The organism is Algoriphagus chordae, from assembly GCF_003254055.1.
Taxonomy (GTDB): Bacteria; Bacteroidota; Bacteroidia; order Cytophagales; family Cyclobacteriaceae; genus Algoriphagus; species Algoriphagus chordae.
In genome coordinates this window covers 61081-83037 of the sequence record NZ_QKZT01000013.1, presented here as the reverse complement: position 1 = coordinate 83037, position 21957 = coordinate 61081, and the positions used below count along the sequence as shown (strand labels likewise).

Genomic DNA, 21957 nt, shown 5'->3' with positions numbered 1-21957 from the left:
ATATGGCAGACTTTAAAACCCCTGGGGTTTATGTTCAGGAAATATCAACCCTTCCCGCCTCCATTGCGCCAGTCGCCACAGCGATCCCGGCATTCGTAGGCTATACCGCAAAACGCGAAAAAAATGCAGAGACTTTACCCGTCAATAAGCCCGTACGAGTCAGCTCCTACCTAGAATACAAGGAGATTTTTGGAGAATCTTATCCAGAAGACTATGGCGTAACCTTAACGGAGGTAGATGGATCAACCGTAGTAGAAATCACGGACCCTACCAATTTTTCGCCTTACCGAATGACTTACCAAGTCTATATGTATTTCAATAATGGCGGAGGACCTTGTTATATAGTTCCCGTTGGGAATTTCGTAGCTGGGCCAAATCCAGCTCCAGCATCAATTGATCCAGGAGAGCTGATAGCAGGAATTAACGCATTAGAGGAAGAAGACGAACCAACACTTTTGGTAGTGCCAGAGGCTGTAATTCTAAGCCCTACTGATCGAAAAACTATTCATGACACATTGATAGCACAATGCTCAAAGCTGCAAGATCGCTTTGCGCTGATGGATGCATTGCATTATGGTAACCAAAGTGTGAAAGATGATGGTGATTCTTTTCGCGAAGAAGTAGGAAGTAGTGATTTGAAATATGCAGCAGCCTACTATCCATCTCTGAAAACATCTCTTTACAAGTACTATTCAGAGGCCTCCTTGATAATCACGGATAATCGTGGTGGAGCTGGATCAGGGCCATTTCATGGAAACTCTCTTTTGTCCATAGGGGCAGGTGATGCCTTTGCCAGTGCTACAATAAGGGTAAACGACTATGACAACATAGATGGAGATGTATTCACAATAGGATCAGGGACTTATACAGAGGGAGCAGAATTTGATAAATCTACATCTGATATAACTACAGCAGGCGCGCTAGAAGCTGTTATAAACGCTGATCCTGATTTCTCGGTACTGCGAGCTGGTAACCTTATCACCTTAACCTCAAGAATTCCAGGTGAAGCTGGAGGACAAATTCCATTAAGCTATACTGACAATGGAAATGGAGGTGCGGTAATTTCCGGATCAGGCACTTTCTCATGGCAGGCCCCAGACAAAACCCTTTACAACACTATAGTTGCACAGCTACAATCCAAAAAAATGGAGCTCTACCCAGCTGCATCTATGGCAGGAATCTGCGCAAGAGTAGATCGTCAGCGAGGCGTATGGAAAGCTCCGGCAAATGTAGATGTACGCGGAGTAATCAAGCCTGTAGTGGCTGTGAGCGCAGAAGATCAGGGCTTGCTCAACGTAGATCCTACTTCTGGCAAATCAATCAATGCTATTCGTTTTTTCCAAGGAAAAGGAAATCTGGTCTGGGGAGCTAGAACACTCGCCGGAAATGACAATGAATGGCGGTATATCCCAGTTCGTAGACTTTACATTTTTGTCGAAGAATCTGTCAAAAAAGCTACTGAATTCGTCGTCTTTGAGCCAAATGATGCCAATACCTGGCTTCGCGTGAAAACCATGATAGAAAACTTCCTCAGTAATCTATGGAGGGATGGTGCTCTGGCAGGATCCAAAGCGGAAGAAGCATTTTTTGTGAGAATTGGCTTAGGCAAGACCATGACACCTCTGGATATACTGGAAGGTCGCCTAATAGTAGAAATCGGTATGGCGGCAGTGAGACCGGCAGAATTTATCATCCTGAAATTCTCTCATAAACTTCAGGAATCTTAATCCATTTCATTTTAAACACATTTAGCCATGTCAATTCAATCTACACCAGGCGTATATATCGAAGAAATCTCCACCCTACCAGCATCTGTTGCTTCTGTGGAAACAGCGATTCCAGCATTTATAGGCCATACAGATCTTGCCATAAAAGATGGGGAAGACGTCCGAGGAGTCCCTACAAGAATTACGAATATGCTTGAGTTTGAAAGTATTTTCGGCAAGGGAAACCCGGAAACGTTCACGATCACAGTGGAAGATAGCTATGATGCTGCAAAAGGAGCAGGAGAAAAACTAGCTAACCGAAAAATCACAGCAATGCCTCCTGCTACAGCAAGCCCCTATAAGCTTTACTACAGCTTGCAGATTTACTTTTCAAATGGAGGTGGCCCCTGCTACATCGTCTCAGTAAATGACTATGATAATGTGCCTATCAAAGGTGATTCTGCAACTCCAGCTAGCATTTTGGGTGGTTTGGAAGCTATCAAAGCCATAGACGAACCTACTTTGCTGGTGTTTCCTGATGTAATTCCAGCAGTGCTACCCGAAACAGTAGGATCTGTGTACAAAGACATCTATGACGCTGCTCTTTCTCAATGCGATATTTTGAAAGATCGTTTTGTAATTGTTGACGTCAAGGATGTCACCGCCGATCCATTTGCAGATGCTCAGAATTTTCGCAATAACGGCATAGGAATGTCCAACCTAAAATATGGCGCTGCCTATTACCCGAATCTGAGTACTTCTTTAAACTACGCGTACTCATCTTTAGACCAAACAATCACACATACTAGGACCTATCCTTCAGGAGCTCCACTTTCGGAGCCTGGAGCATCGGACACCTTGAATTTGACAACCTTGGAAACTTCTGACCCAAGTCTTTCGCGAAGCATACTTGCCGAAATCAAGAAACAGTACATCACATTGCCTCCATCAGGAGCAGTGGCGGGTATCTATGCACGAGTTGATCGTCAGCGCGGCGTGTGGAAAGCTCCCGCAAATGTGGATGTACGAACAGTAATTGGTCCATCTCGAAAAGTTTCCCATGATCAGCAAGCCGATCTCAACGTGGATGCTACTTCAGGAAAATCAATCAATGCGATACGCACTTTTACAGGTAAAGGAACACTGGTTTGGGGTGCAAGAACATTGGCTGGAAATGACAATGAATGGCGATACATTCCCGTGCGAAGACTATACATATTCGTGGAGGAATCAGTCAAAAAAGCAACCGAATTCGTGGTCTTCGAACCCAATGATGCCAACACTTGGCTACGCACGAAAACTATGATTGAGAACTTCCTCTCCAAACTCTGGCGAGATGGAGCACTGGCAGGAGCCAAACCAGAAGAAGCATTTTTTGTACGAGTGGGTCTGGGACAGACGATGTCTTCACAGGATATTCTCGAAGGCCGACTTATCATAGAAATCGGATTGGCAGCAGTAAGACCTGCCGAATTTATCATCCTGAAATTCTCTCATAAGCTTCAGGAATCTTAACCTAACATTTCATCTACAGCAAACTTAAAATCAAAATATTATGGCAGTAGCATATCCAGTTTCCGTATTTCATTTCCAGGTAGAATGGGGCGGATCTCGCATAGGTTTCACAGAAGTATCAGGCCTTACTGTGGAGTTACAAAGCATCGACTATCGTGAAGGTAGCTCGCTCGAATACCACGTAAGCAAAATGCCTGGCATCCCACAGTATTCCAATATCACGCTGAAAAGAGGTGTTTTCAGAGCTGACAATGAATTTTTCCAATGGCTCAATACTGTAAAAATGAACAACATAGAGCGTCGTGACCTCACTATCAGCTTGCTCAATGAGGAGCATGAGCCAGTAATGGTATGGAAAGTCAAAGAAGCTTGGCCATGCAAAGTGGAAGGCCCTTCCTTGAACTCTACAGGAAATGAAGTGGCGATTGAGACAATCGAGCTTTGCCATGAAGGGTTGGCAATAGAAACACCTTAAGCCATGGCGCTATTTTATCCGCCCACCGGTTTTCATTTTCTGGTAAGATTTGAAGGGCTTTTGCTCAAATACCCAGCTATGCCAGATATCGGATTTCAAGAGGTATCAGGACTTAGCGTGGAAATAGGAGTGGAAGAATATGCTGAGGGCGGTGAGAATCGATTCAAACATAGAATGCCAAATCCTATTTCCTACCCCAATCTGGTATTGAAAAGGGGGATGGCTATCAGTTCTCAGATCGCAAAATGGTTCAAGGATAGTGTCGAAGGATTTCAATTTGAAACGCAAGACATCACAGTCATTTTGCTAAGCCCCGAGAAGGTGCCGCTTCAAGCTTGGAATTTCATCAATGCTTGGCCGGTAAAATGGTCCGTGGAAGGTTTCAACGCCATGGAAAACTCCATTATGATCGAAAACATCGAATTCGCCTATCAATACTATAGACGGATCAGTCCTGATGACATTTCAATATAAAGTTATGCCAATAGTAATCAAGGAACTCATTATTCGCACTACGGTCGATACTGCAGAAAGTAAACCGACAGGGAAAGGCAAAAAAGTCCCAGACGCGGGAGCTGTCATGGATGGGATCAGAGAATTAAGCCAATTAATTAAAGAAAAAAACGAACGCTAAAACTAGCAAAATGGCACTTTCAGATATTTTTTCGCAAAAAGGAGGCTTGGAAAAGCTGAAAATCACGGCTTTCAAGGATGAAGAATACAATGAGTCAACTGCGACTTATGTAGTCATGTATAATCCTACAACTTTTAGCCAGGAATTCAAATCCAAATGGATTCCCGAAGAAGGTCCTGCAGATGGCAAACAATATCAATTCAGAACACTGGAATCAGACTCTGTTTCTTTCGAATTTCTGTTTGATGCAAGTGCTGCTTCTCCGCCGAGCGAAGACAAATCTGGAGATACTAACCTCGATTACTTAGGAGATGATAAACCAAATCTGGAAAGTATCAGCGGTAACAAAGTCTCGGCGATTGAGCTAATCAATCAGGATAGACATGTGGATCGGGCAATTCGGAAATTTCTAGACATCACACAAAATATTCAGTCAGACACGCACAAGCCAAACTATTTACAAATCAACTGGGGAGCATACCAATTCCGAGGAGTATTGGCCACAGCTACCATCAATTACAAACTCTTCAACAGTTCTGGTCTCCCAATTAGGGCTACTGTTTCTGCCAATTTTGACCAGTCTCTTTCTCGTCAAGAGCAAGCTGCTACCACTGCGAGAACCTCTCCAGACTTGACTCACGAGCGAATAGTCAAAGCTGGGGACACCTTGCTCTTAATGTGTAAAAGAATTTATGGTACTCAGGAATATTACTTGGAAGTAGCCAAAGCCAATAAACTGGGCAATTTCAGAAAACTCATTCCTGGCCAGAAACTCATTTTTCCACCTTTAGCCAAATCTTCAAATGCCTGAAACCTCTACATCTGCGCAAACGCAACTCGATCTCGCCACCTTCAAAGTCTATTCTGATGGGCAAGAGCTACCACCTTCTGTGGGAGTGGCGATGATAGCTGTGCGCAAATCTGTGAATAAAATCCCCATGGCGAAGCTGGTACTTTTCGATGGTGATATAGCGACAGGAGAATTTCAATGGAGTGAAGGCGACTTGTTCAAACCTGGAGTAAGTCTGCGCATTGATGCAGGATATCACAATCTAGAGGAGTCCATCTTCGAAGGAATTATTATCAAACATGGACTGGAAATAAATCCTGAAAAGGCATCAAGGCTAGTTATTGAATTACGAGATCCTGTTATCAAAATGACCGTCGGAAGGAAGAACAAGTACTTTTTTGACAGTGCCGATAGTGATGTGATGGAAGAGCTCATTGGTAAATATTCAGGCCTAGAAGCAGAGGTAGAGGGTACAGATTTATCCCATGCTGAGATTGTCCAATATCATTCCACTGATTGGGATTTTGTCCTCAGTCGAGCTGACGCAAATGGTAGAATAGCTACGACAGAAGCTGGTAAAGTCACCATTCAAAAACCACAGACAACAGCAGATCCTGTCATCGAACTTCAATATGGAGACAATGTGGTGGAATTTGAGGCAGAAATGGATGCCAGACAGCAGTACTCAGCGACTAAAGGATTTAGCTGGGATTTTATCAAGCAAGAAGTTACCGAAAAAGAGGGAGCCAATCCTTCGATGGACTTTCAGGGCGATATAAGTGGAGACGATCTGGCAGGAGTGATAGGACTGGAAGCCTTTCAAATGCAACACGGAGGACTTTTGGCAGACGAGGAGCTCCAAGCTTGGACCGATGCTGGACTGATGAGAAGTCGTCTATCGAAAATCCAGGGAAGAGTAAAAATCCTCGGTGACAACAAGGTAAAACCAGGAGACATGGTTGAGTTGAAAGGCTTTGGCAATCGTTTCAATGGAAAAGCCTTCGTTTCCGGGGTCTATCATGAGATTTCTCCCAATCAAAAATGGTTTACACACCTCGGACTCGGGCTCGACCCCAAATGGTTTGCACAGCAATATGATGACATCATCGATGAACCTGCCTCAGGCTTAGTTCCTGCTATCAAAGGACTTCACATTGGGATTGTTACAGTTCTCGAAGGGGATCCTGATGGGGAAAATCGAATAAAAGTAAAACTCCCTCTGGTAAGCAAAGATGAGGAAGGGATCTGGGCAAGGTTTGCTTCACCAGATGCAGGAAATGAGCGTGGATTCTATTTCAGACCTGAGATAGAAGACGAGGTGATCGTAGCATTTATCAACGAGGACCCACGTGATCCAGTGATTCTGGGGATGCTGCATAGTAGCAGTAAACCTTCTCCGATTGAAGAAAAAGATGACAATCATGAAAAAGGAATTATCACACGAGACAAGTTGAAGCTCCTATTCGATGACGATAAAAAGTCGATTTCCATAGAAACCCCTAATGGTAATAAAATACAGCTCACAGATGACGAAGGAGCAATTATGCTGGAAGATGAAAATGGGAATAAGATCAGCATGAATTCAGATGGAATTACCATTGAAAGTAGCGCCGACCTCATTTTGAAAGCTTCTGGGGATGTGTCTCTAGAAGGAACAAACATAGAAATCAAAGCAAACGCTGAGTTTAAGGCTGAAGGCTCAGCAGGAGCTGAAGTCTCCTCTGGAGGCATGACAACTATTTCAGGTTCACTTGTTCAATTAAACTAGATATGCCAGCAGCAGCAAGATTAACAGACACGACAACTCATGGAGGAACCATCATAGGACCTGGAGAACCTACTGTGCTGATAGGCGGAATGCCTGCGGCCGTATTGGGAGATAATCATGTCTGTTCGCTTCCTCCAAATACCCATCAACCCACCGTTAGCCCATTTATCGCTGGCAGTGGAACAGTACTAATAGGAGGAAAACCTGCTTTGAGAGTGGGAGATGCCTGCGTCTGCGGAGCCTCTGCAGCAGTAGGAGAACCAACTGTAATCATAGGATAGCATGGAAGACAACAATTCATTTCTAGGTAGAGGCTGGGCATTTCCAGTTGCTTTCAGCTCCGAAAGCCATCAAGTTCAGATGGCAGAAGATGAGGAGGATATTCAGCAAAGTCTGATCATACTTCTCAACACGACGCTGGGAGAGCGGATCATGCGTCCAGATTACGGTGCAAACATGGAGGATTTATTATTCGAAGCATTGAATGTGACCACGGCAAATATGATCGCCAACCGCATAAAAAAAGCAATTCTCTTTCATGAACCAAGAGTAAAAACTGAGGATATAGACCTAAGACCAGATTACAATGAAGGTAGAATAGAAGTACTGGTCGAATACCTAATTATAGCCACGAACAACCGAAGAAACTTGGTGTATCCATATTTATTCACCGAAGCAACTGATCTGAAATTATGAGTAAAGACTGCAACGATCTTACCCTTCCCGGCAATGGAACTAGCCGTGCACAGAGACTTATCAAAAGTCTCATGCCAGACTATGTCCTGGTAGATGAGCGGAAAATGGAAGACTTGCAGTCATTCGCAGTAAAGATTGCTGGAGAATTAAAATTCATAAAAGATGAGAACCCTTGGTCAGGCGAAGATTGGTCTGGCTTTTTTGACCAAAAGATTCAAGAAAATCAGTTAACCAACCCACATTTCTCTCTCTTCCTCGCTTTCCTAAAGCTTTTCAATTTTGCGCAGCAAGACATCAATACGCTTACGCAGCGTCATTTAGATTTCTATTACCGTGATGTACTTAGACTGAAGGAAAAGCCTGCTGAGTCAGATCAGGTTTATTTGATTCTCAAACTGGCTAAGCATATCCAAGAACATTTCTTAGCCACTAACACCGCATTCAAAGCAGGAAAAGACGATCTAGGGAAAGAAATACTTTTTCAAACTACAGATCAAAATGTCATCAATAAAGCGGAGGTCACTTCGCTGATGAGCTTGTACAAAGATGAAGATGGAAGGCTCTACAAATCTCCTATAGCCAATTCAGCTGACGGACTGGGAGCTGAAATCCTAAGCGAAGAAATGCAATGGAAAACTTTTGGATCTCCCTCGACACTATTTCCAAATCAGGATCGGGAAGTCGCAACAATAGGCTTTGCCTTTGCATCTCCAATTTTATTGATGGGAGAAGGAAGTCGCTCAATTTCCTTAAAAATCAGTTTCAAACGTACTGATGGCTTACTCGGCAAATTAAAATCACTACCTCTAGATCAAGCTTTTGAAATATGGTTTAGTGGAGAAGAAGAATGGATACGAGCAACCTTAGATTGGGAGGAAAACAAAGAAAATGTCAAATCCAAAGTACTTGATTTTATAAATAAGGCGAAAATATGGCAGGATATCGCTGGAGTAGAACCTCAAGCGGGGCCAATATTTGATGATCCAGAAAGCGGAAAACACCGACCTTTTCGTGGATATGATATTGGAGAGGTAACAGCTAAAAACATCCTTAGTAAGCGAGATTCTTACCCAGGAAAACTATTCACTGAATTTGAGCAACTGACAGCAGTTCGAGGTATTGGTGATGACAAAACAATTGATTTACTATACTCCTTCCGCAATAAACACCAACTACTTTCTACAGCAGATAGCATTGATTTGATCCTCAACTGCATGCTTTTACCCGAAGATCCAGCAGTTGTAAATTATAATGAGGAAGTGTTGATCCAAAGAATTGATACCATTTCACCTGTGATGAAAGTGAATCTGGCTAATACTATTCAAAGCTATGGCTATGAAATTCTGAAAGAATGCGAAGTATCGAAAGCGACGATTTCTATCGATGTGAAAGGTGTAGAAAACCTTATTCTTCAAAATGATCAAACCGTATTACCAATTGGTAAAAACATCCAGCCCTTTGGATTCAGACCGGTAAAAGGTTCCAATTTTTATATTGGAAGCAAGGAGGTTTTTGGGAAATCTCCTAAAAAAGTAGCGTTGAACTTCAAATGGCACGGATTACCAGAAGACAGTAAAGGTTTTACCGATCAATATACCGGCTATGTTCCAGTTCGAAATAATCAGAGTTTTAAAGCAGCAGTAGATTTTCTAGATCAGAAAACCTGGAAACCTCTAAGTACTTCTATGTCACTTTTCGAGGGAGCCGATAACCATTTTCTAAATCCTAACAAAACTATTGACCTAACAGAACCTGCCTGGGAATCAATTAACAAAGATCCAGAACTTGATAATTTTACAGGCTGGTCTCCAGCTTCCAATCGTGGATTTCTAAGATTAAAACTTAACTCCCCTGACTTCGGACATAAGGAGTATCCATTGATTTTCGCTACTCAGGCACTCGCAACAACACCAGTACTACCCAAAGAACCTTACACTCCAGAGCTCCAGTCTGTAAGTCTAGACTATACTGCTGAGGAGACTCTAAACCTGCAGAATAGTAAGTGGGATGGCTTTTTCCACATTGGGGCATTTGGTGAAGCCAAAGTCTCAGGGCAAGATGATTCATTATCACTTTTACCTGAATATTCAGACGAGGGTGAATTACTGATCGGGCTAAGCGAGCATCAAAAATCACAAAATATTCAGCTTCTGATCCAGATTCTAGATGGCTCAGCAAATCCTGAAAAACCTGTCCCACAGGTAAAATGGAGCTACTTAGCTGGAAATAAATGGAAGGAGTTTGATAAATATGCCCTGCTTACTGATGAAACAAACGGTCTAATACAGAGTGGTCTGTTGGCTTTTGCAATGCCTAGAGAAGCCGACAATTCGCATACTATTCTCACAGATAATCTTACCTGGTTGAAAGCTTCAGTCAGTTCAGATTCTGATGCTATCCCAGATTTTATCTCCGTATTGGCACAAGCCATCAAGACTAGATTTGAATCCAATGAGAATGATCCCCTGCGAGTGGGCAAGGCAATTTCGAAAGAAGCCATAAGCAAATTAAAAATCGGAGATAGTGCTATCAATAAAATTCAGCAACCTTTTTCCTCTTTTGGCGGGAAAACAACCGAAGCCTCCACTGATTTTTACCAGCGAATTTCCGAACGATTACGCCATAAGCAACGGGCGATCACAAGTTGGGATTACGAACATTTGGTATTGGAGGAATTCCCTGAAGTATATCAGGTAAAATGCCTGAACCATACTTCCTACGATGGAGACTTGACTAAATACCTTGCCTTAGCGCCTAGGAATGTGACTTTGGTGATAATCTCAAATGTGCAAAACAAAAATGCTATTGATCCACTTCGTCCAAAAGCCAGTGTAGCTCAGCTTGCGGCAATAAGAGAATTCATTACAAGAATTTATCCTCCAGGAGTTTTTCTCCATGTGGTAAATCCAGTTTTTGAAGAGATACAGGTTAAGACCAAAGTGAAATTTCACTCTTGGGCAGACAAAAGCTTTTTCGCAAAAAAACTAGAAGATGATCTTAAAGCTTTTCTGTCTCCTTGGGCTTTTGAAACTGATTTTGATTGGACTTTCAGCGAATCATTACACAGTTCTGTGGTGCTTCATTTTGTGGAAAAACTGGCGTATGTGGACTACCTAACCTGCTTTGAACTCTATCATCTTGTCAAAAATCCAGTTTCTGGAGAACTACTTTCCAGAACTCGGGTGGAAGCCGCCAAAGGAAGTCGTGGCGTGTCTGTACTCGGTTCGATTGGTACACAAAGCTCTTTTGGTGATCATCTCATAGAAGTCTTGGAAACTGATGATTGTCTTTGTGAAGACAATGAAATAAAGCCCGCGGCAAGCATTGCATCGGTAGAAAATGAAGACTTGGACGAGGCATTTTGATACTTGAAATAATGGAAAAGTCAATTACCATATCGAAAGCAAAACCAACCATCAAAAGCATGGATTATGAGCTGCTGCGCACAGAAGCCATCAGCTATATCCAGCGGATAGGCGGAAAAATATGGACTGATTACAACAGTCACGACCCTGGGATTACTATTCTAGAAGTGCTTTGCTATGCGATAACTGACTTGGGATATAGAAGTAATTTCCCTGTCCAAGATCTACTAGCTGATGAAGCTGGCAGTTTGAAAGATCAGTTTTTCCGTGCTTCCGAAATACTTCCCTCCACCCCTGTTACTTTAAACGACTACCGGAAATTCCTCATGGATGTGGAGCTAGTCGATGAGGAAGATCTGGACTGTCCTAGGGCTGGAATTAAAAATGCCTGGATTATTATCCGTGACAGCAACGAAATAGCCATTTATCCAGATAGAAAAGAGAAAGAATTAGCCTACAAGCCATTCCCGACAAGCGAAAAGGCTCTGCAGTTAGGCATTTTATATGATGTTTTACTGGAATTTGATTTCTGCGAAAATCTAGGCGATCTGAATGAGAACAAGATCAGCATGGAAATCGAGGTGGACGAGCATCCAGATTTGGAAGGAGTGGTCATTGATATTCAGATTGAATTCCCGAGATGGGATGCCGCAAATGTAGATTGGGAAGATCCCGCTAGCATTCGCAAAAATGTGCATTCCATTTCCATTCAATTCCAGAACCTACCGGATGGAATTACATTGGATTTTGATCTGAGTCCCAGCAATCTCATCGAATTAAAAGGGAGTAAATTGGTTGCTGAAGGGCTTGATCCTCTTGATGGCTTAGGCGCTTTGAGCAATCAGGTGAATAATTTTACTTTCAACAGTCCAGAAGGGATTCTAGCTTTTTACCTGAAAAAAGTCACCAAAATCAAACAGATTCTTGAGCAGGCAAAAAGCAGTTTACATGCACAACGAAATCTCTGTGAGGATTTTGTAGATTTTCATGCCTTGCGCGTAGAGGAAATACTCGTTTGTGCAGACATTGAGCTTTCACCGAATGCTCCGATTAATGAAACTGAGGCATTGATTTTTCAGGCCATCAGTGCATTTCTTTCTCCTCAGGTGAATTTCTTCAGTTTGGAAGAAATGCTCAATCGCTGTAAGGATGAAGCGCTACCGATAGCCAAGATTCAACAAAACCCAGCGAAAATCTGGATTGAAATCCCAACTTCAGACTATCCAAAACCAAAATCCAAGTTGAGTATTATTGGTTCTGGAGGAAATGTAGGAATCTATGAAGCACTTGAAGTAAAGACAGACCCAAAAAACTCCAAGCTCTGCGAAATCCTATTGACTCCTAATTTCCCCTCGCCAGTCTTGATGGATGACGATCAGGTATTTCTTGGCAACTGGGAAGAATCGCAGTGTGTTCCTACAGAAAAACTTTTCGAAGGACCACTACTAAAACATGGTTTTATAGATGAAGAAGACCTAAGCAAGGCCGACAGAAGATCTAGTATTCACGTCACAGATTTGATCCATATTATTATGGATATCCCAGGAGTGCGCGCTGTGAAAAGCATACAGATCGCCAACAAACCTCAGGACAATGCCAGTGGATCTATTCCAACAAAAAGCGTAAAATGGTGTCTTGAACTTGCTGTGGATGATTTTTACGTGCCTCGATTGAATACTGAGCTTTCTAAAATCACTTATTTCAAAGAGGAATTACCATTCAGAGCAAATCGAGAGAAGGTTGAAGATTTATTGCAAGCCTATAAAGCTGGCGAACGTAAACAGAAGCTCTACTATCCAAAACTGGATTTTGACTTACCTCAGGGAACCTACAGAAACCCTGGAGACTACGAATCCATCCAAAATGATTTTCCGCTAGTCTATGGAATCACTGAAGCAGGAATGCTTCCAAAATCTCAAGGTCGACCAAATCTTCCTCAGGTGCAGCAGTTGAAAGCATATTTGATGGTTTTCGAGCAACTTTTAGTGAACTATCTAAGCCAGCTTGAGAATGTAAAACATCTGTTTTCAATAGACAACAGCACAGATGAATTTGGAAATCCCATCATAGACTCCACATACTTTTCCAAAAGCCTAGAAAATCTAACGCCAGACGGCGCTGTGCTTTGGAAGGATTTGGTAGCGCTAGAGCCAAGCGTTAAGGAAATCACAGAGTCTGTGGAAGATTTTCAAATCAGAAGAAATCGCTTCCTAGACCATCTACTTGCAAGATTTGCTGAGCAATTTACCGACTACGGCTTGCTTGCTTTACGACTTAATCCAGCTGAAGGTCAGGCTAGATTGATCGAGGATAAAATGGCTTTTCTAAATGCCTATCCAAAGATTTCTTCCGAACGAGGAAAGGGCTTTGATTATAAAATCGGAGATCATTTCTGGCACCGAGAAAACTTATCAGGCTTAGAAAATCGAATCCAAGGGTTGATGGGAATCCGGGAAAAGCCTGCGACTTGGCTTCGTTTCTCCCCAGCTTTTGAATTTGTGGAAAATACCGGAAGCTGGAAGGTTCAGATGAAAGACTCCTCTGATGTGCCCGTCTTTGAACTCACTGGTATTTTTCCTAGTCAAGAAGAGGCTGCATTAGCCTTTGAAATCGCATTATTGATTGGAGCAAGTAAGGAAAACTATCAGGTTTCTACTGGTGATGCAGGTTTCTATTTTGAACTGCTTTGGGAAGGAAAAACTGTGGGAACTAGCCTGAAAGTTGATTTTGGGGATGACACAGAAGGAGGCGATGCAGATCTAGCTCTTACGGAAGTTTGGGAGATTATGCGCTCTGAATTTCTCAACAATCCACTCGCAAATCGTAAGAATTTAAGTCTTGGATTGGATACATTTTGGGAAGCTGATATCACAGTTAGCCTAGCACCTGCCCCTCCCAAATACACCTTAGAATATTCCCTTTTTGATGCTCCATTCGGAGCTGGGACTAAAATCATTGAAGGAACATTGGAAGTGGAAGTTCCAGCTGCTACCTCAGAACCTGAGCTCCAAGAACTAGCAGAGGAAAGACTGGAAGAGCTTATCTGGCAGATTTGTACTGCTGGAGTAATGGAACCTGCGTATGTCACAGACCCTGCTCCATACGCTTCACCGTACAGATTCTCAGTGACGGATCCGATTCGCGGGGGAATACTCGCGAAAAGCTCAGACTCGGATTTTAATGTTCCGCTGGCTACAGCCATTTTGAATGAAGAATGGGGAGATTCCTGGCTAGTTCAGGTTGGTTTCGAGCCTATAGCACTGAATATAACTGAGGCCACTGCCATCGGGCCATTTATCCAAAGCAAAGCAAATCCAGCTCCTCAAAAAGGTGATCAGATTCATTTTGAACGGGCATTTGAAATTATCGGGCTTGATTTGTTTTCTCATCAAATCACCATCGAAGGCTTGCACGCTTCATTATTCGAAGAATTTGAGGATTTCGAAGTACAATTTATGCTTGGCGAAAATGAGCATTTGATATACTACACAATCCACCAAGTCAGAGAAGAAGATGGCAATACGATTTTGGTGACTAAAAAAACACCGAGACCAAATTTGGTCGAAGATCCAGAAAACTTGGATGAACAGCCTGGCGGATTTGTCATACTCAGCAGACAATTTGATGTAGTTTCTACCTCTGGTGATTCTTTCAGAATCCTAGGTGGAGCAGATCTTAAAGCAATTCAAAAGGTGCAGCAGTTCTTCGTTCGGGAATTTTTCTCACATGAAGGTACCCATCTGATCGAGCATATTTTACTCCGTCCAAAAGTGAAAGGAAAATACAAAGTCCCAGATGGATTGGGTGGTACTATCACTGAAATTTTAGAAGACAAACTACTAGATCCACATTCTGAGGACGAATGTGTATGCACGCTGGATGATCCATATACCTGCATGGCACATGTGATTTTACCTTATTGGTCAGGTCGATTTACCAATACAGACTTCAGGAGATTTCTAGAGAAAAAGATAAAAAGGGAGACTCCGGCACATGTCTTTTTGACAATTTGCTGGATCAGTCCCAGTCATATGCATGCGTTAGAATTGGCCTGGAAACTTTGGCTACTAGAAACGCTGAAAACAACTCAGGAGCCTAAAAAACTTGCTGAGACACTCGCGGGGCTGATTGATGCCTTGGCGCAAATCCGAAACGTCTATCCAGTCGGCACACTACACGACTGTGATGGAGACGAAAATTTGGAAAATTCCATCATTCTCAACTCCTCATCATTAGGAGAATTTTAACCACAACGATTATGAGCCAGATCATTTCAACTTATCCGATTTTTGAAGGTAGCCAGGTACTTACCAGTACTCAGCTCAACCAGCTCTCCGCCTACTTAGATCAGCAAGGCAGGCTCACTCGATCAAAGCTCATTGGCATTGGAATCGTCTGTGGCATGCAGATTCAGCCATTCCCTCAAGGGCTTAGAATCACCAAAGGACTAGGTATCACTTCCGAGGGTTTTTTGATCCAGTCGGGTAATTTTGATGCCACGCATTATCGGCCATACGCTTTGCCAGAAGGTGTAGACTACAAGCCATTCAAAGATGTGGATCATGAAGTTTCATTATTTGAACTACTGACTGAGATCCCTTCAGAAAGTACTGGGGTCAAAAAACTCAACAGTCCAGCTAACTTTTTAAACAATAAGTATGTCCTGATATTCTTGGAGATTTTTGATAAAGATCTCAAATCTTGCCTAGGAAATGCCTGTGACGATCGTGGCCAAGATCGACTGTTGACTATCCGAAGATTGGTAGTCAATGAAACTGATTTGGATAAAATTCTCACTAAATCTTCCAACGTCCGAACTCCATTTCCTGCTGAAATAGAGCTGAAGGAGTTCTTTGTGAAAAAACCTCTTTTCTACCCACACAATCCTGAATCAAATGAATTCAGTGCATTTGTAGCACACTATCAAAAAACGACAGCAGAGACTCTGAATGATGAGTTTTTCAAAGAACTAGAGAATTCCTATGACCTATTCGAACCTATTCTAAGCAAAAGCTATGGTTTCGAAAATCCTATTGCAAACGCAGCTATCAGCTCCAAAATATCAGAAATAAAATCATTGCTAGAAGCTGATCCTGCGGAAATTCAAGGCGTCCAATACCTATGGGATTTCGCCAAAGAACTCGTGAAAGCATATATGGAGTTCAGAGCATCAGCCCTGGAGTTATGGTACACTTGCCCAGCTGATAGTTCTCTTTTCCCACTTCATCTGATGCTGGGGAGGGCAAAAAGCGATTCAGAAACCCAAGCTCAGTTTTTAAAATACCGTCATGGCTTTATTCAGCCTCCGATCTTCAACCAACAAAAACTCTTGGCGGAAACCTGTATCCAACGACACAGAAGAATGATTTTGCAAATCGAGAAGCTGGAAATAGGGATTTTGGCGGAACCTGAATCAGAAAAATTCCCGATTAAAATCACGCCATCAATAGAAAAACAAGGACTTCTTGGCAATAGAGCGCTGCCCTATTATTACGACATCAAATCAAAAAGTGCCATTTCAAGTTGGTTTTCACTGGAAGAAAGCTGGACTGACCCTGGAAATTTACAACTGAACAGCGCTACTCACAAAGGAGTACAAGGATATGATAATCAGCCAGATGAACCTTCTCCCGAGGCTAAAAGCATATTAGAAACACCCTTATTCTATGATCTAGAAGACTATCCATTTTTCAGGATAGAAGGGCATTTGGATATGCCTCTGGCCAACGCCTTGAGCAATCTCAGGAAGTTAATTCTGCAGTTTAACCTTCCCATTCATGTGGATGTGCTCCATCTCGGGGAAGTGGATGGTTCTGAGGCTATTGATGAATGCGGTTGGAATGATCTTCAGGAGGAATATGCGTTCCAGCGCTATTTCATGCTTGGAATGATCATGGAGTTGAATCAGCTTTTTGACTATGTAACCAAATATGCGCAGGAAACTGAAGAGGAGGATTTCACTTCAAATGAGTTTTACATTAAGGCTTCGGAGGTTTTAAAATTGCTTTTGGAAATGGCAAATGCCTTACCCGAATGTATTAAAGATCTGAACTGGACTATTTTTCAAAATACCTACAAGAGGTTACTACAGTATTTAATTGATTTTGCACTTCTAGAATCAGGACTTTTACAAGAAGTAAAAGCAGATCCTGAAAAGGAAAAAGAACTGGATTTCTACAACGGAATTCTGATGAGACTTTCGCCAATTCTATACAGGATTTTAGATTTGTTTTTCTTCACCAAGCTTCAGCGAATTTATACCAGCTATGAAAATAGAATTCAACTTCTTTCACAATCAAACCAATTTGCCAACTACCTAAAAAATCACAATGGCATTAGCCATGAAGCGGGAGTGCTGAGAGCAGGGACATTTTTTCTGCTGCATGACCCAAAACAAGAGCGCATAATAGGTGATTTTAGTTTGCCATATTATTGCTGCGATTGTACTCCATGCGTAGAAGCATGTGGTGAACAAAGTTTCTCCTTACCTCCTTTTGCCAGACCTGATTATGCTGTTGCCTATACGGAAAAGCCGATCAGGTTGGAGATCACTCTAAATGATGCATTAGTATCTGGAAGAACCTACGAAGTCTTGGCTGTTGGCTCATCCTCGGCACAGAATGGGAAGGTAGAAAAGGATTCTGAAACCAATATTTTCAGATACACATCAGCTCCTGGTTTTACGGGAGTTGACAGCTTCCAATACATCTTGCGAGATAAAGAAACCAACCAATCCGATCAGGGTAAGGTCAGTATTCTTGTAAAAGGCGCTCAAGGCTGCTATTCTATAGAAGTACTCAGTTGCTGGGGAATAGAAAGTGTGCGTAATACTTTGGCGCGAAGAAAAATAGAGGTTGCAAACGAAACCGATGAAAAGGCTTTAGAACTATTGTTAGAAAGTCTCAAGGGAACCCATGGTTTCTCCACAGACGAAATTAGAGGTGGTGAATTGGAGGATCAGGAGTCCAGATTGAAACTGTTAAGTTGCTTAGGAATCTCAACAAATCAGTTGTCTTATGAACAGCAAGAGCAAGCAATTCTTGATCATCAAGCTAAAAATTGTGGCGCTATACTGACCCCAGAATGTACCTCCTTATTCGTAAGTGGTACAGTGAGAGATGCAGCAGGAAGAGCCCTTTCCAAGTTAAAAGTGACAGTAGTAGATTCTGATATTACGACTCACACCAATGGGGTAGGATTCTACGAAATTCAATTCGAAACTCCAGGACAAACACTGCTATTTGAATTGGAGGGATATGAAAATCAAGAAATAGAAATCTGTAGTCAACCTGAGGCAAATGTCACTATGGTCCCAGCTGTTCAAGCTGCCACAGAGTGCTATTCTATTAGAATTATTACCCTATGGCCAGAAAATTTCATTCGGGCAATCGCCAAATTAAGACAACTAGAAAACCCTTCAGATAATCTTTCTGCTGTAATAAGTGCTGTACTTATAAGTCTTCGAGAGACGAAAGGATTCAGTTCTTCTGAACTAAGAGAAACTTTGGTCAAGGATCCAGAAATCCAGAAAATCATTTTGGAAACGGTAGGCCTCAACCCTTCTTCTATGCGAGAATCGCAATATCCAGCGGCTATTGAGTCCTACCAAAATAGTAATTGTGGATTTAGAACAGAGGATGCCATCATTGTCACAGCAGAAAATCTTCCTGTGGAGGAAATAAGGAAATATTTAGATTCAAAGAATATCAGTTACCTCCCTACAGCCGATAAAACACTATTGGTAGAAACATTCAAAGCGACAACACCTGAATCTTCCATTCTCAAAAAAGACTTAGAGCTATTCAAAAAAGATACACTCTTGAAAATCTCCGAAGAAAAATCAATATCGGTAGGATCACAGGATACGAAGGCTATTCTCATTGAAAAAATACTCGGTAAAAGATGAGTTCGCATTTGATACATACCCAGCTTTTTGAAGCAAGCTTCCAGAGCAAGGAATCTGCCTTAGCAGGTCAGAAACTGCTACAGGAGAGGTATCAAAAAGTTTTACTTCCAATCATGGAGCAAGTTTTTGATGAGTATGACCCTAGCGGCAGATCTTTAAGAATAGACAAATTGGAATTGGACCTAGGCAGGTTTTCAGCAGATTTACCTGAAGATCTCATGCGTGATCGATTCCGGGATGTTTTAGAAGATCAGTTGAAAAAAATCTATTTGGAACAAGGCATTCTCTCTCCTGCTACAACTAACCCTATTGGAATTAAGGACAATCTTACCAGTACAGCAAAGCACAGCGATTGGGAGAAAATCAGCTACTATTTAGTCTATGGGAGAATGCCCTGGTGGGTTTTGTCAAAAGAGAAAGAACCAATACAATCGCTTTTCAATCGGCTTACGGTTTCGAATGTTTCGGTCTTAAGATCTTGGCTCAAGGAAAACCCAATTTCATTGGCGACAGCAAAAAGACTAAGCCTATTGTTATCTCAAAAACAGTTGGATTATTTATTAAAAGACAGCTTGCAGCTATCATTTAAGGATACTCAACCAGTAACTAACTTACTCCAAGTACTTCTTTCAAAAACAAGCCTGGAAAAATCAAGCATTCGGTTTTGGCTGAATACAAGCTTACTGTTTTGCGTTTTTGGAAAAGACAATGAGCTTAGTCCCATCCTTGTGGCAGGTTTTAAATCCATCAAATCAGCTGATGGGAATAAGGCTTTAGACACAAGTCAATTCCTGTTTTTCCTTAGCTTTTTCATTATAAAAATTTCTGAGCAAGCATCCGAGTCGCCCATGAAAATTGCTAGTTCGGACTTCATCCAACAACAGCTGAAAAGTGGAATTGTACCTCCGAGAAAAGGGAAAACCGTGGGTAGTACCAACAATTTTTGGAAGAAAGTTGTGGAAAACATGAAAGAAGGAACTACGACCATTGCAGAGTTATCCACATTATCAAAAGAGCTCATTCACTTACAGCGGAAAGAAAAGCGGGCAATAGAATCAAAATCCCCAGTTCTGGACGAGTTGGAAGTTATCAACAATGCCGGACTGGTGCTAGTAGCAGCATTTCTACCCAGATTTTTCGAAAATCTCCGCTTAGTGAAAGCCGGGAAATTCATATCAGAGCAAGCCCAAATAAAAGCCGTATTTATTCTCCAAGAGATGCTAGGATCGGAACAGGACTATGACGAGACAGATTTACTACTGAATAAACTCCTTTGTGGAATAGCTCCAGCATCAGCTTTGGGCTGTACCCCGAAAATCCTAGCTTCTGAGCAAAAGGAGATAGCATTACTATTAGAAAGCATGGCAAGTCAATGGACGGCTTTAAAGAGCAATTCGGGCAAGATGCTATCGGAGGGCTTTTTCCGACGTGAGGGCTCTTTGCGCAAAGTCCAAAAAGGCTACCAACTTCAGGTCCAAAGACTACCTTTTGACATGCTTCTGGATAGATTACCTTGGACAATTGGAATGATCAAACTTCCCTGGATGGAGGATTTAATCTATGTAGAATGGTAAATCAAAACCAACATAACGCAAGAGTAATTCAAGCGGAATTAGACTGGCTGCAAAGCTTGCTTAAGGCTCGTTCGGCGATGAATTCAAATTCCGGGAATAGCATTCGGGAAGTATTGGAAATACCCGCTCCTCCCATGCTAGAAAAAGCTAGCTCTTATGCCAATCTTGTCCAAAAACTAGGGCTAAATGAAGCAGAGAGATTCCTATTGATTTTGGCTACAGTTCCTCATATCAAGCCACAGATGCTGGATATGTTCATGGGAAAGAATCAATTAACCCAGCAGATTTTCACGGAATTTGGAGGACGAAAAGGCAAAAATCACAACGGATTTATTCCCACCGGAGAAACCGTACTTTTTATCCTTGCCGGAAGTGATCTAGAAAAGCGATTCAAATACCTTAATCTACTTAGCTCAGAGAACACCCTTTTCAAAGAGGCTTATCTCAAATTCAGCGAAACAGATTCTGACGAGCCATATCTCAATGGAATGCTGAATATCTCGCGAGATACCCTTCAGGAGATAACAAGTGGAAAAGTAAGAAAGCCTGATTTCAGTGCAGATTTTCCCGCTCAACTTTTAGAAACAGAAATGAGCTGGGATGATTTGGTGCTTAATCCACATACATCTGATGAACTGCGGGAGATAGAAATCTGGCTCAAGCATAAAGACAAGTTGCTGCAAGAATGGGGTATGCATCGAAAGCTTAAGCCAGGCTTCAAGGCGCTATTCTATGGGCCACCTGGAACTGGGAAAACCTTGACAACAACACTGCTAGGACAAAAACTAGGTTTAGATGTCTATCGAATCGATCTCTCTCGTATGGTGTCAAAATATATTGGGGAGACGGAAAAGAACCTAGCAAAGATATTTGACCGAGCGGAGCGAAAAGGATGGATTCTGTTTTTTGATGAAGCTGATGCCCTTTTTGGAAAAAGAACGTCTGTATCCGATGCTCATGATCGCTACGCAAATCAGGAAGTGTCCTATTTGTTACAGCGAATAGAAGATTATGACGGTTTAGTGATTTTGGCAACCAACCTCAAAAATAACTTAGATGAAGCTTTTATGAGACGATTTCAGGCTTCTGTATTTTTCCCTATGCCACAGCCTGAACAGCGTAAAATGCTTTGGAGTAAAGGTTTTCCTTCCAATGTGAAACTTGAAGATCGAGTTGATCTACATGAGTTGGCGAGGAGTTATGAGCTATCGGGTGGATCTATCATTCAGGTGATCCAACATAGCCTGCTGATGGCTTTGGATAAGGAAAGTGCCACCATCCACCTTGCAGACATTCGTGAGGGAATTCGAAGAGAATATCATAAAATGGGAAGGACGATATGAAGAAGAAAGTTAGAAAACAACAAGAACAGGACAATGAAAATGAGCCTGTAGTAGTCTTGGTAGAAGATAAAGAAACTGCCAAAGAGGAAAAGCAAGAAGTGAAAATGACTCCTGTAGAAGAGGAACAGGAACCTATGACTCCGTTGGCAGCAGCCTCTCCTATGAAAACTGAAAAGAAAAAATGA

At 42.1% G+C, this 21957-nt stretch carries 15 protein-coding genes; all 15 read left to right on the top strand.

Features of this window, described 5'->3' with window-relative positions; translation table 11 throughout:
* The first annotated feature begins 2 nt into the window (after positions 1 to 2).
* The 15 genes from LV85_RS14615 to LV85_RS14550 are packed head-to-tail and all read left to right on the top strand — an operon-like array spanning position 3 to position 21957.
* Positions 3 to 1727 carry a phage tail sheath family protein gene (locus tag LV85_RS14615; RefSeq protein WP_111320711.1) on the top strand — a complete coding sequence of 575 codons (1725 nt, stop codon included), beginning with the start codon at positions 3 to 5 and terminating at the stop codon, positions 1725 to 1727.
* Positions 1728 to 1754: 27 nt separating this feature from the next.
* Positions 1755 to 3221, top strand: coding sequence for a phage tail sheath family protein (locus tag LV85_RS14610; RefSeq protein WP_111320710.1), 1467 nt, complete (start codon positions 1755 to 1757; stop codon positions 3219 to 3221).
* A gap of 40 nt (positions 3222 to 3261) precedes the next feature.
* On the top strand, positions 3262 to 3696 hold the full coding sequence (locus LV85_RS14605) for a phage tail protein (RefSeq protein WP_111320708.1): 435 nt from the start codon (positions 3262 to 3264) through the stop codon (positions 3694 to 3696).
* A gap of 3 nt (positions 3697 to 3699) precedes the next feature.
* The gene (locus LV85_RS14600) at positions 3700 to 4170 is read left to right on the top strand and encodes a phage tail protein (RefSeq protein WP_111320706.1); all 471 of its coding nucleotides are present in this window, start codon (positions 3700 to 3702) and stop codon (positions 4168 to 4170) included.
* A gap of 4 nt (positions 4171 to 4174) precedes the next feature.
* Positions 4175 to 4330: a DUF5908 family protein gene (locus LV85_RS22085; protein ID WP_158531185.1), complete on the top strand. Its 156-nt coding sequence runs from the start codon at positions 4175 to 4177 to the stop codon at positions 4328 to 4330.
* A gap of 10 nt (positions 4331 to 4340) precedes the next feature.
* Complete coding sequence (locus tag LV85_RS14595) at positions 4341 to 5141, top strand: CIS tube protein (protein ID WP_111320704.1); 801 nt, start codon at positions 4341 to 4343, stop codon at positions 5139 to 5141.
* Positions 5134 to 6888 carry a type VI secretion system tip protein VgrG gene (gene vgrG / locus LV85_RS14590; protein WP_111320702.1) on the top strand — a complete coding sequence of 585 codons (1755 nt, stop codon included), beginning with the start codon at positions 5134 to 5136 and terminating at the stop codon, positions 6886 to 6888. The genes LV85_RS14595 and vgrG overlap by 8 nt, the downstream gene beginning before the upstream one ends.
* Positions 6889 to 6890: 2 nt before the next feature.
* Positions 6891 to 7169, top strand: a complete 279-nt coding sequence (locus LV85_RS14585) for a PAAR domain-containing protein (RefSeq protein WP_111320700.1) — start codon at positions 6891 to 6893, stop codon at positions 7167 to 7169.
* Between the two features lies 1 nt (position 7170).
* Positions 7171 to 7584: a GPW/gp25 family protein gene (locus LV85_RS14580; protein ID WP_111320698.1), complete on the top strand. Its 414-nt coding sequence runs from the start codon at positions 7171 to 7173 to the stop codon at positions 7582 to 7584.
* Positions 7581 to 10949, top strand: a complete 3369-nt coding sequence (locus LV85_RS14575) for a baseplate J/gp47 family protein (RefSeq protein WP_111320696.1) — start codon at positions 7581 to 7583, stop codon at positions 10947 to 10949. Before LV85_RS14580 ends, LV85_RS14575 begins: the two co-directional genes overlap by 4 nt.
* An 11-nt stretch (positions 10950 to 10960) precedes the next feature.
* Entirely contained in the window at positions 10961 to 15196 is a 4236-nt protein-coding gene (locus LV85_RS14570) for a hypothetical protein (RefSeq protein WP_111320694.1), read from the top strand.
* 11 nt (positions 15197 to 15207) lie between these two features.
* Positions 15208 to 18855, top strand: coding sequence for an Ig-like domain-containing protein (locus tag LV85_RS14565; protein ID WP_111320692.1), 3648 nt, complete (start codon positions 15208 to 15210; stop codon positions 18853 to 18855).
* Complete coding sequence (locus tag LV85_RS14560; RefSeq protein ID WP_111320690.1) at positions 18852 to 20429, top strand: contractile injection system tape measure protein; 1578 nt, start codon at positions 18852 to 18854, stop codon at positions 20427 to 20429. The genes LV85_RS14565 and LV85_RS14560 overlap by 4 nt, the downstream gene beginning before the upstream one ends.
* Positions 20423 to 21772: an ATP-binding protein gene (locus LV85_RS14555; RefSeq protein ID WP_111320688.1), complete on the top strand. Its 1350-nt coding sequence runs from the start codon at positions 20423 to 20425 to the stop codon at positions 21770 to 21772. The genes LV85_RS14560 and LV85_RS14555 overlap by 7 nt, the downstream gene beginning before the upstream one ends.
* A complete protein-coding gene (locus LV85_RS14550) occupies positions 21769 to 21957 on the top strand; it encodes a hypothetical protein (RefSeq protein WP_111320686.1) in 189 nt (62 codons plus the stop codon). Before LV85_RS14555 ends, LV85_RS14550 begins: the two co-directional genes overlap by 4 nt.

What these genes read in the sequence shown, in the direction of transcription:
- LV85_RS14550 (WP_111320686.1), top strand. Translation starts at nt 21,769, where the DNA reads ATGAAGAAGAAAGTTAGAAAACAACAAGAACAGGACAATGAAAATGAG.
- LV85_RS14585 (WP_111320700.1), top strand. Translation starts at nt 6,891, where the DNA reads ATGCCAGCAGCAGCAAGATTAACAGACACGACAACTCATGGAGGAACC.
- LV85_RS14595 (WP_111320704.1), top strand. Translation starts at nt 4,341, where the DNA reads ATGGCACTTTCAGATATTTTTTCGCAAAAAGGAGGCTTGGAAAAGCTG.
- LV85_RS14615 (WP_111320711.1), top strand. Translation starts at nt 3, where the DNA reads ATGGCAGACTTTAAAACCCCTGGGGTTTATGTTCAGGAAATATCAACC.
- LV85_RS14565 (WP_111320692.1), top strand. Translation starts at nt 15,208, where the DNA reads ATGAGCCAGATCATTTCAACTTATCCGATTTTTGAAGGTAGCCAGGTA.
- LV85_RS14570 (WP_111320694.1), top strand. Translation starts at nt 10,961, where the DNA reads ATGGAAAAGTCAATTACCATATCGAAAGCAAAACCAACCATCAAAAGC.
- LV85_RS14560 (WP_111320690.1), top strand. Translation starts at nt 18,852, where the DNA reads ATGAGTTCGCATTTGATACATACCCAGCTTTTTGAAGCAAGCTTCCAG.
- LV85_RS14600 (WP_111320706.1), top strand. Translation starts at nt 3,700, where the DNA reads ATGGCGCTATTTTATCCGCCCACCGGTTTTCATTTTCTGGTAAGATTT.
- LV85_RS14605 (WP_111320708.1), top strand. Translation starts at nt 3,262, where the DNA reads ATGGCAGTAGCATATCCAGTTTCCGTATTTCATTTCCAGGTAGAATGG.
- vgrG (WP_111320702.1), top strand. Translation starts at nt 5,134, where the DNA reads ATGCCTGAAACCTCTACATCTGCGCAAACGCAACTCGATCTCGCCACC.
- LV85_RS14580 (WP_111320698.1), top strand. Translation starts at nt 7,171, where the DNA reads ATGGAAGACAACAATTCATTTCTAGGTAGAGGCTGGGCATTTCCAGTT.
- LV85_RS14555 (WP_111320688.1), top strand. Translation starts at nt 20,423, where the DNA reads ATGGTAAATCAAAACCAACATAACGCAAGAGTAATTCAAGCGGAATTA.
- LV85_RS22085 (WP_158531185.1), top strand. Translation starts at nt 4,175, where the DNA reads ATGCCAATAGTAATCAAGGAACTCATTATTCGCACTACGGTCGATACT.
- LV85_RS14610 (WP_111320710.1), top strand. Translation starts at nt 1,755, where the DNA reads ATGTCAATTCAATCTACACCAGGCGTATATATCGAAGAAATCTCCACC.
- LV85_RS14575 (WP_111320696.1), top strand. Translation starts at nt 7,581, where the DNA reads ATGAGTAAAGACTGCAACGATCTTACCCTTCCCGGCAATGGAACTAGC.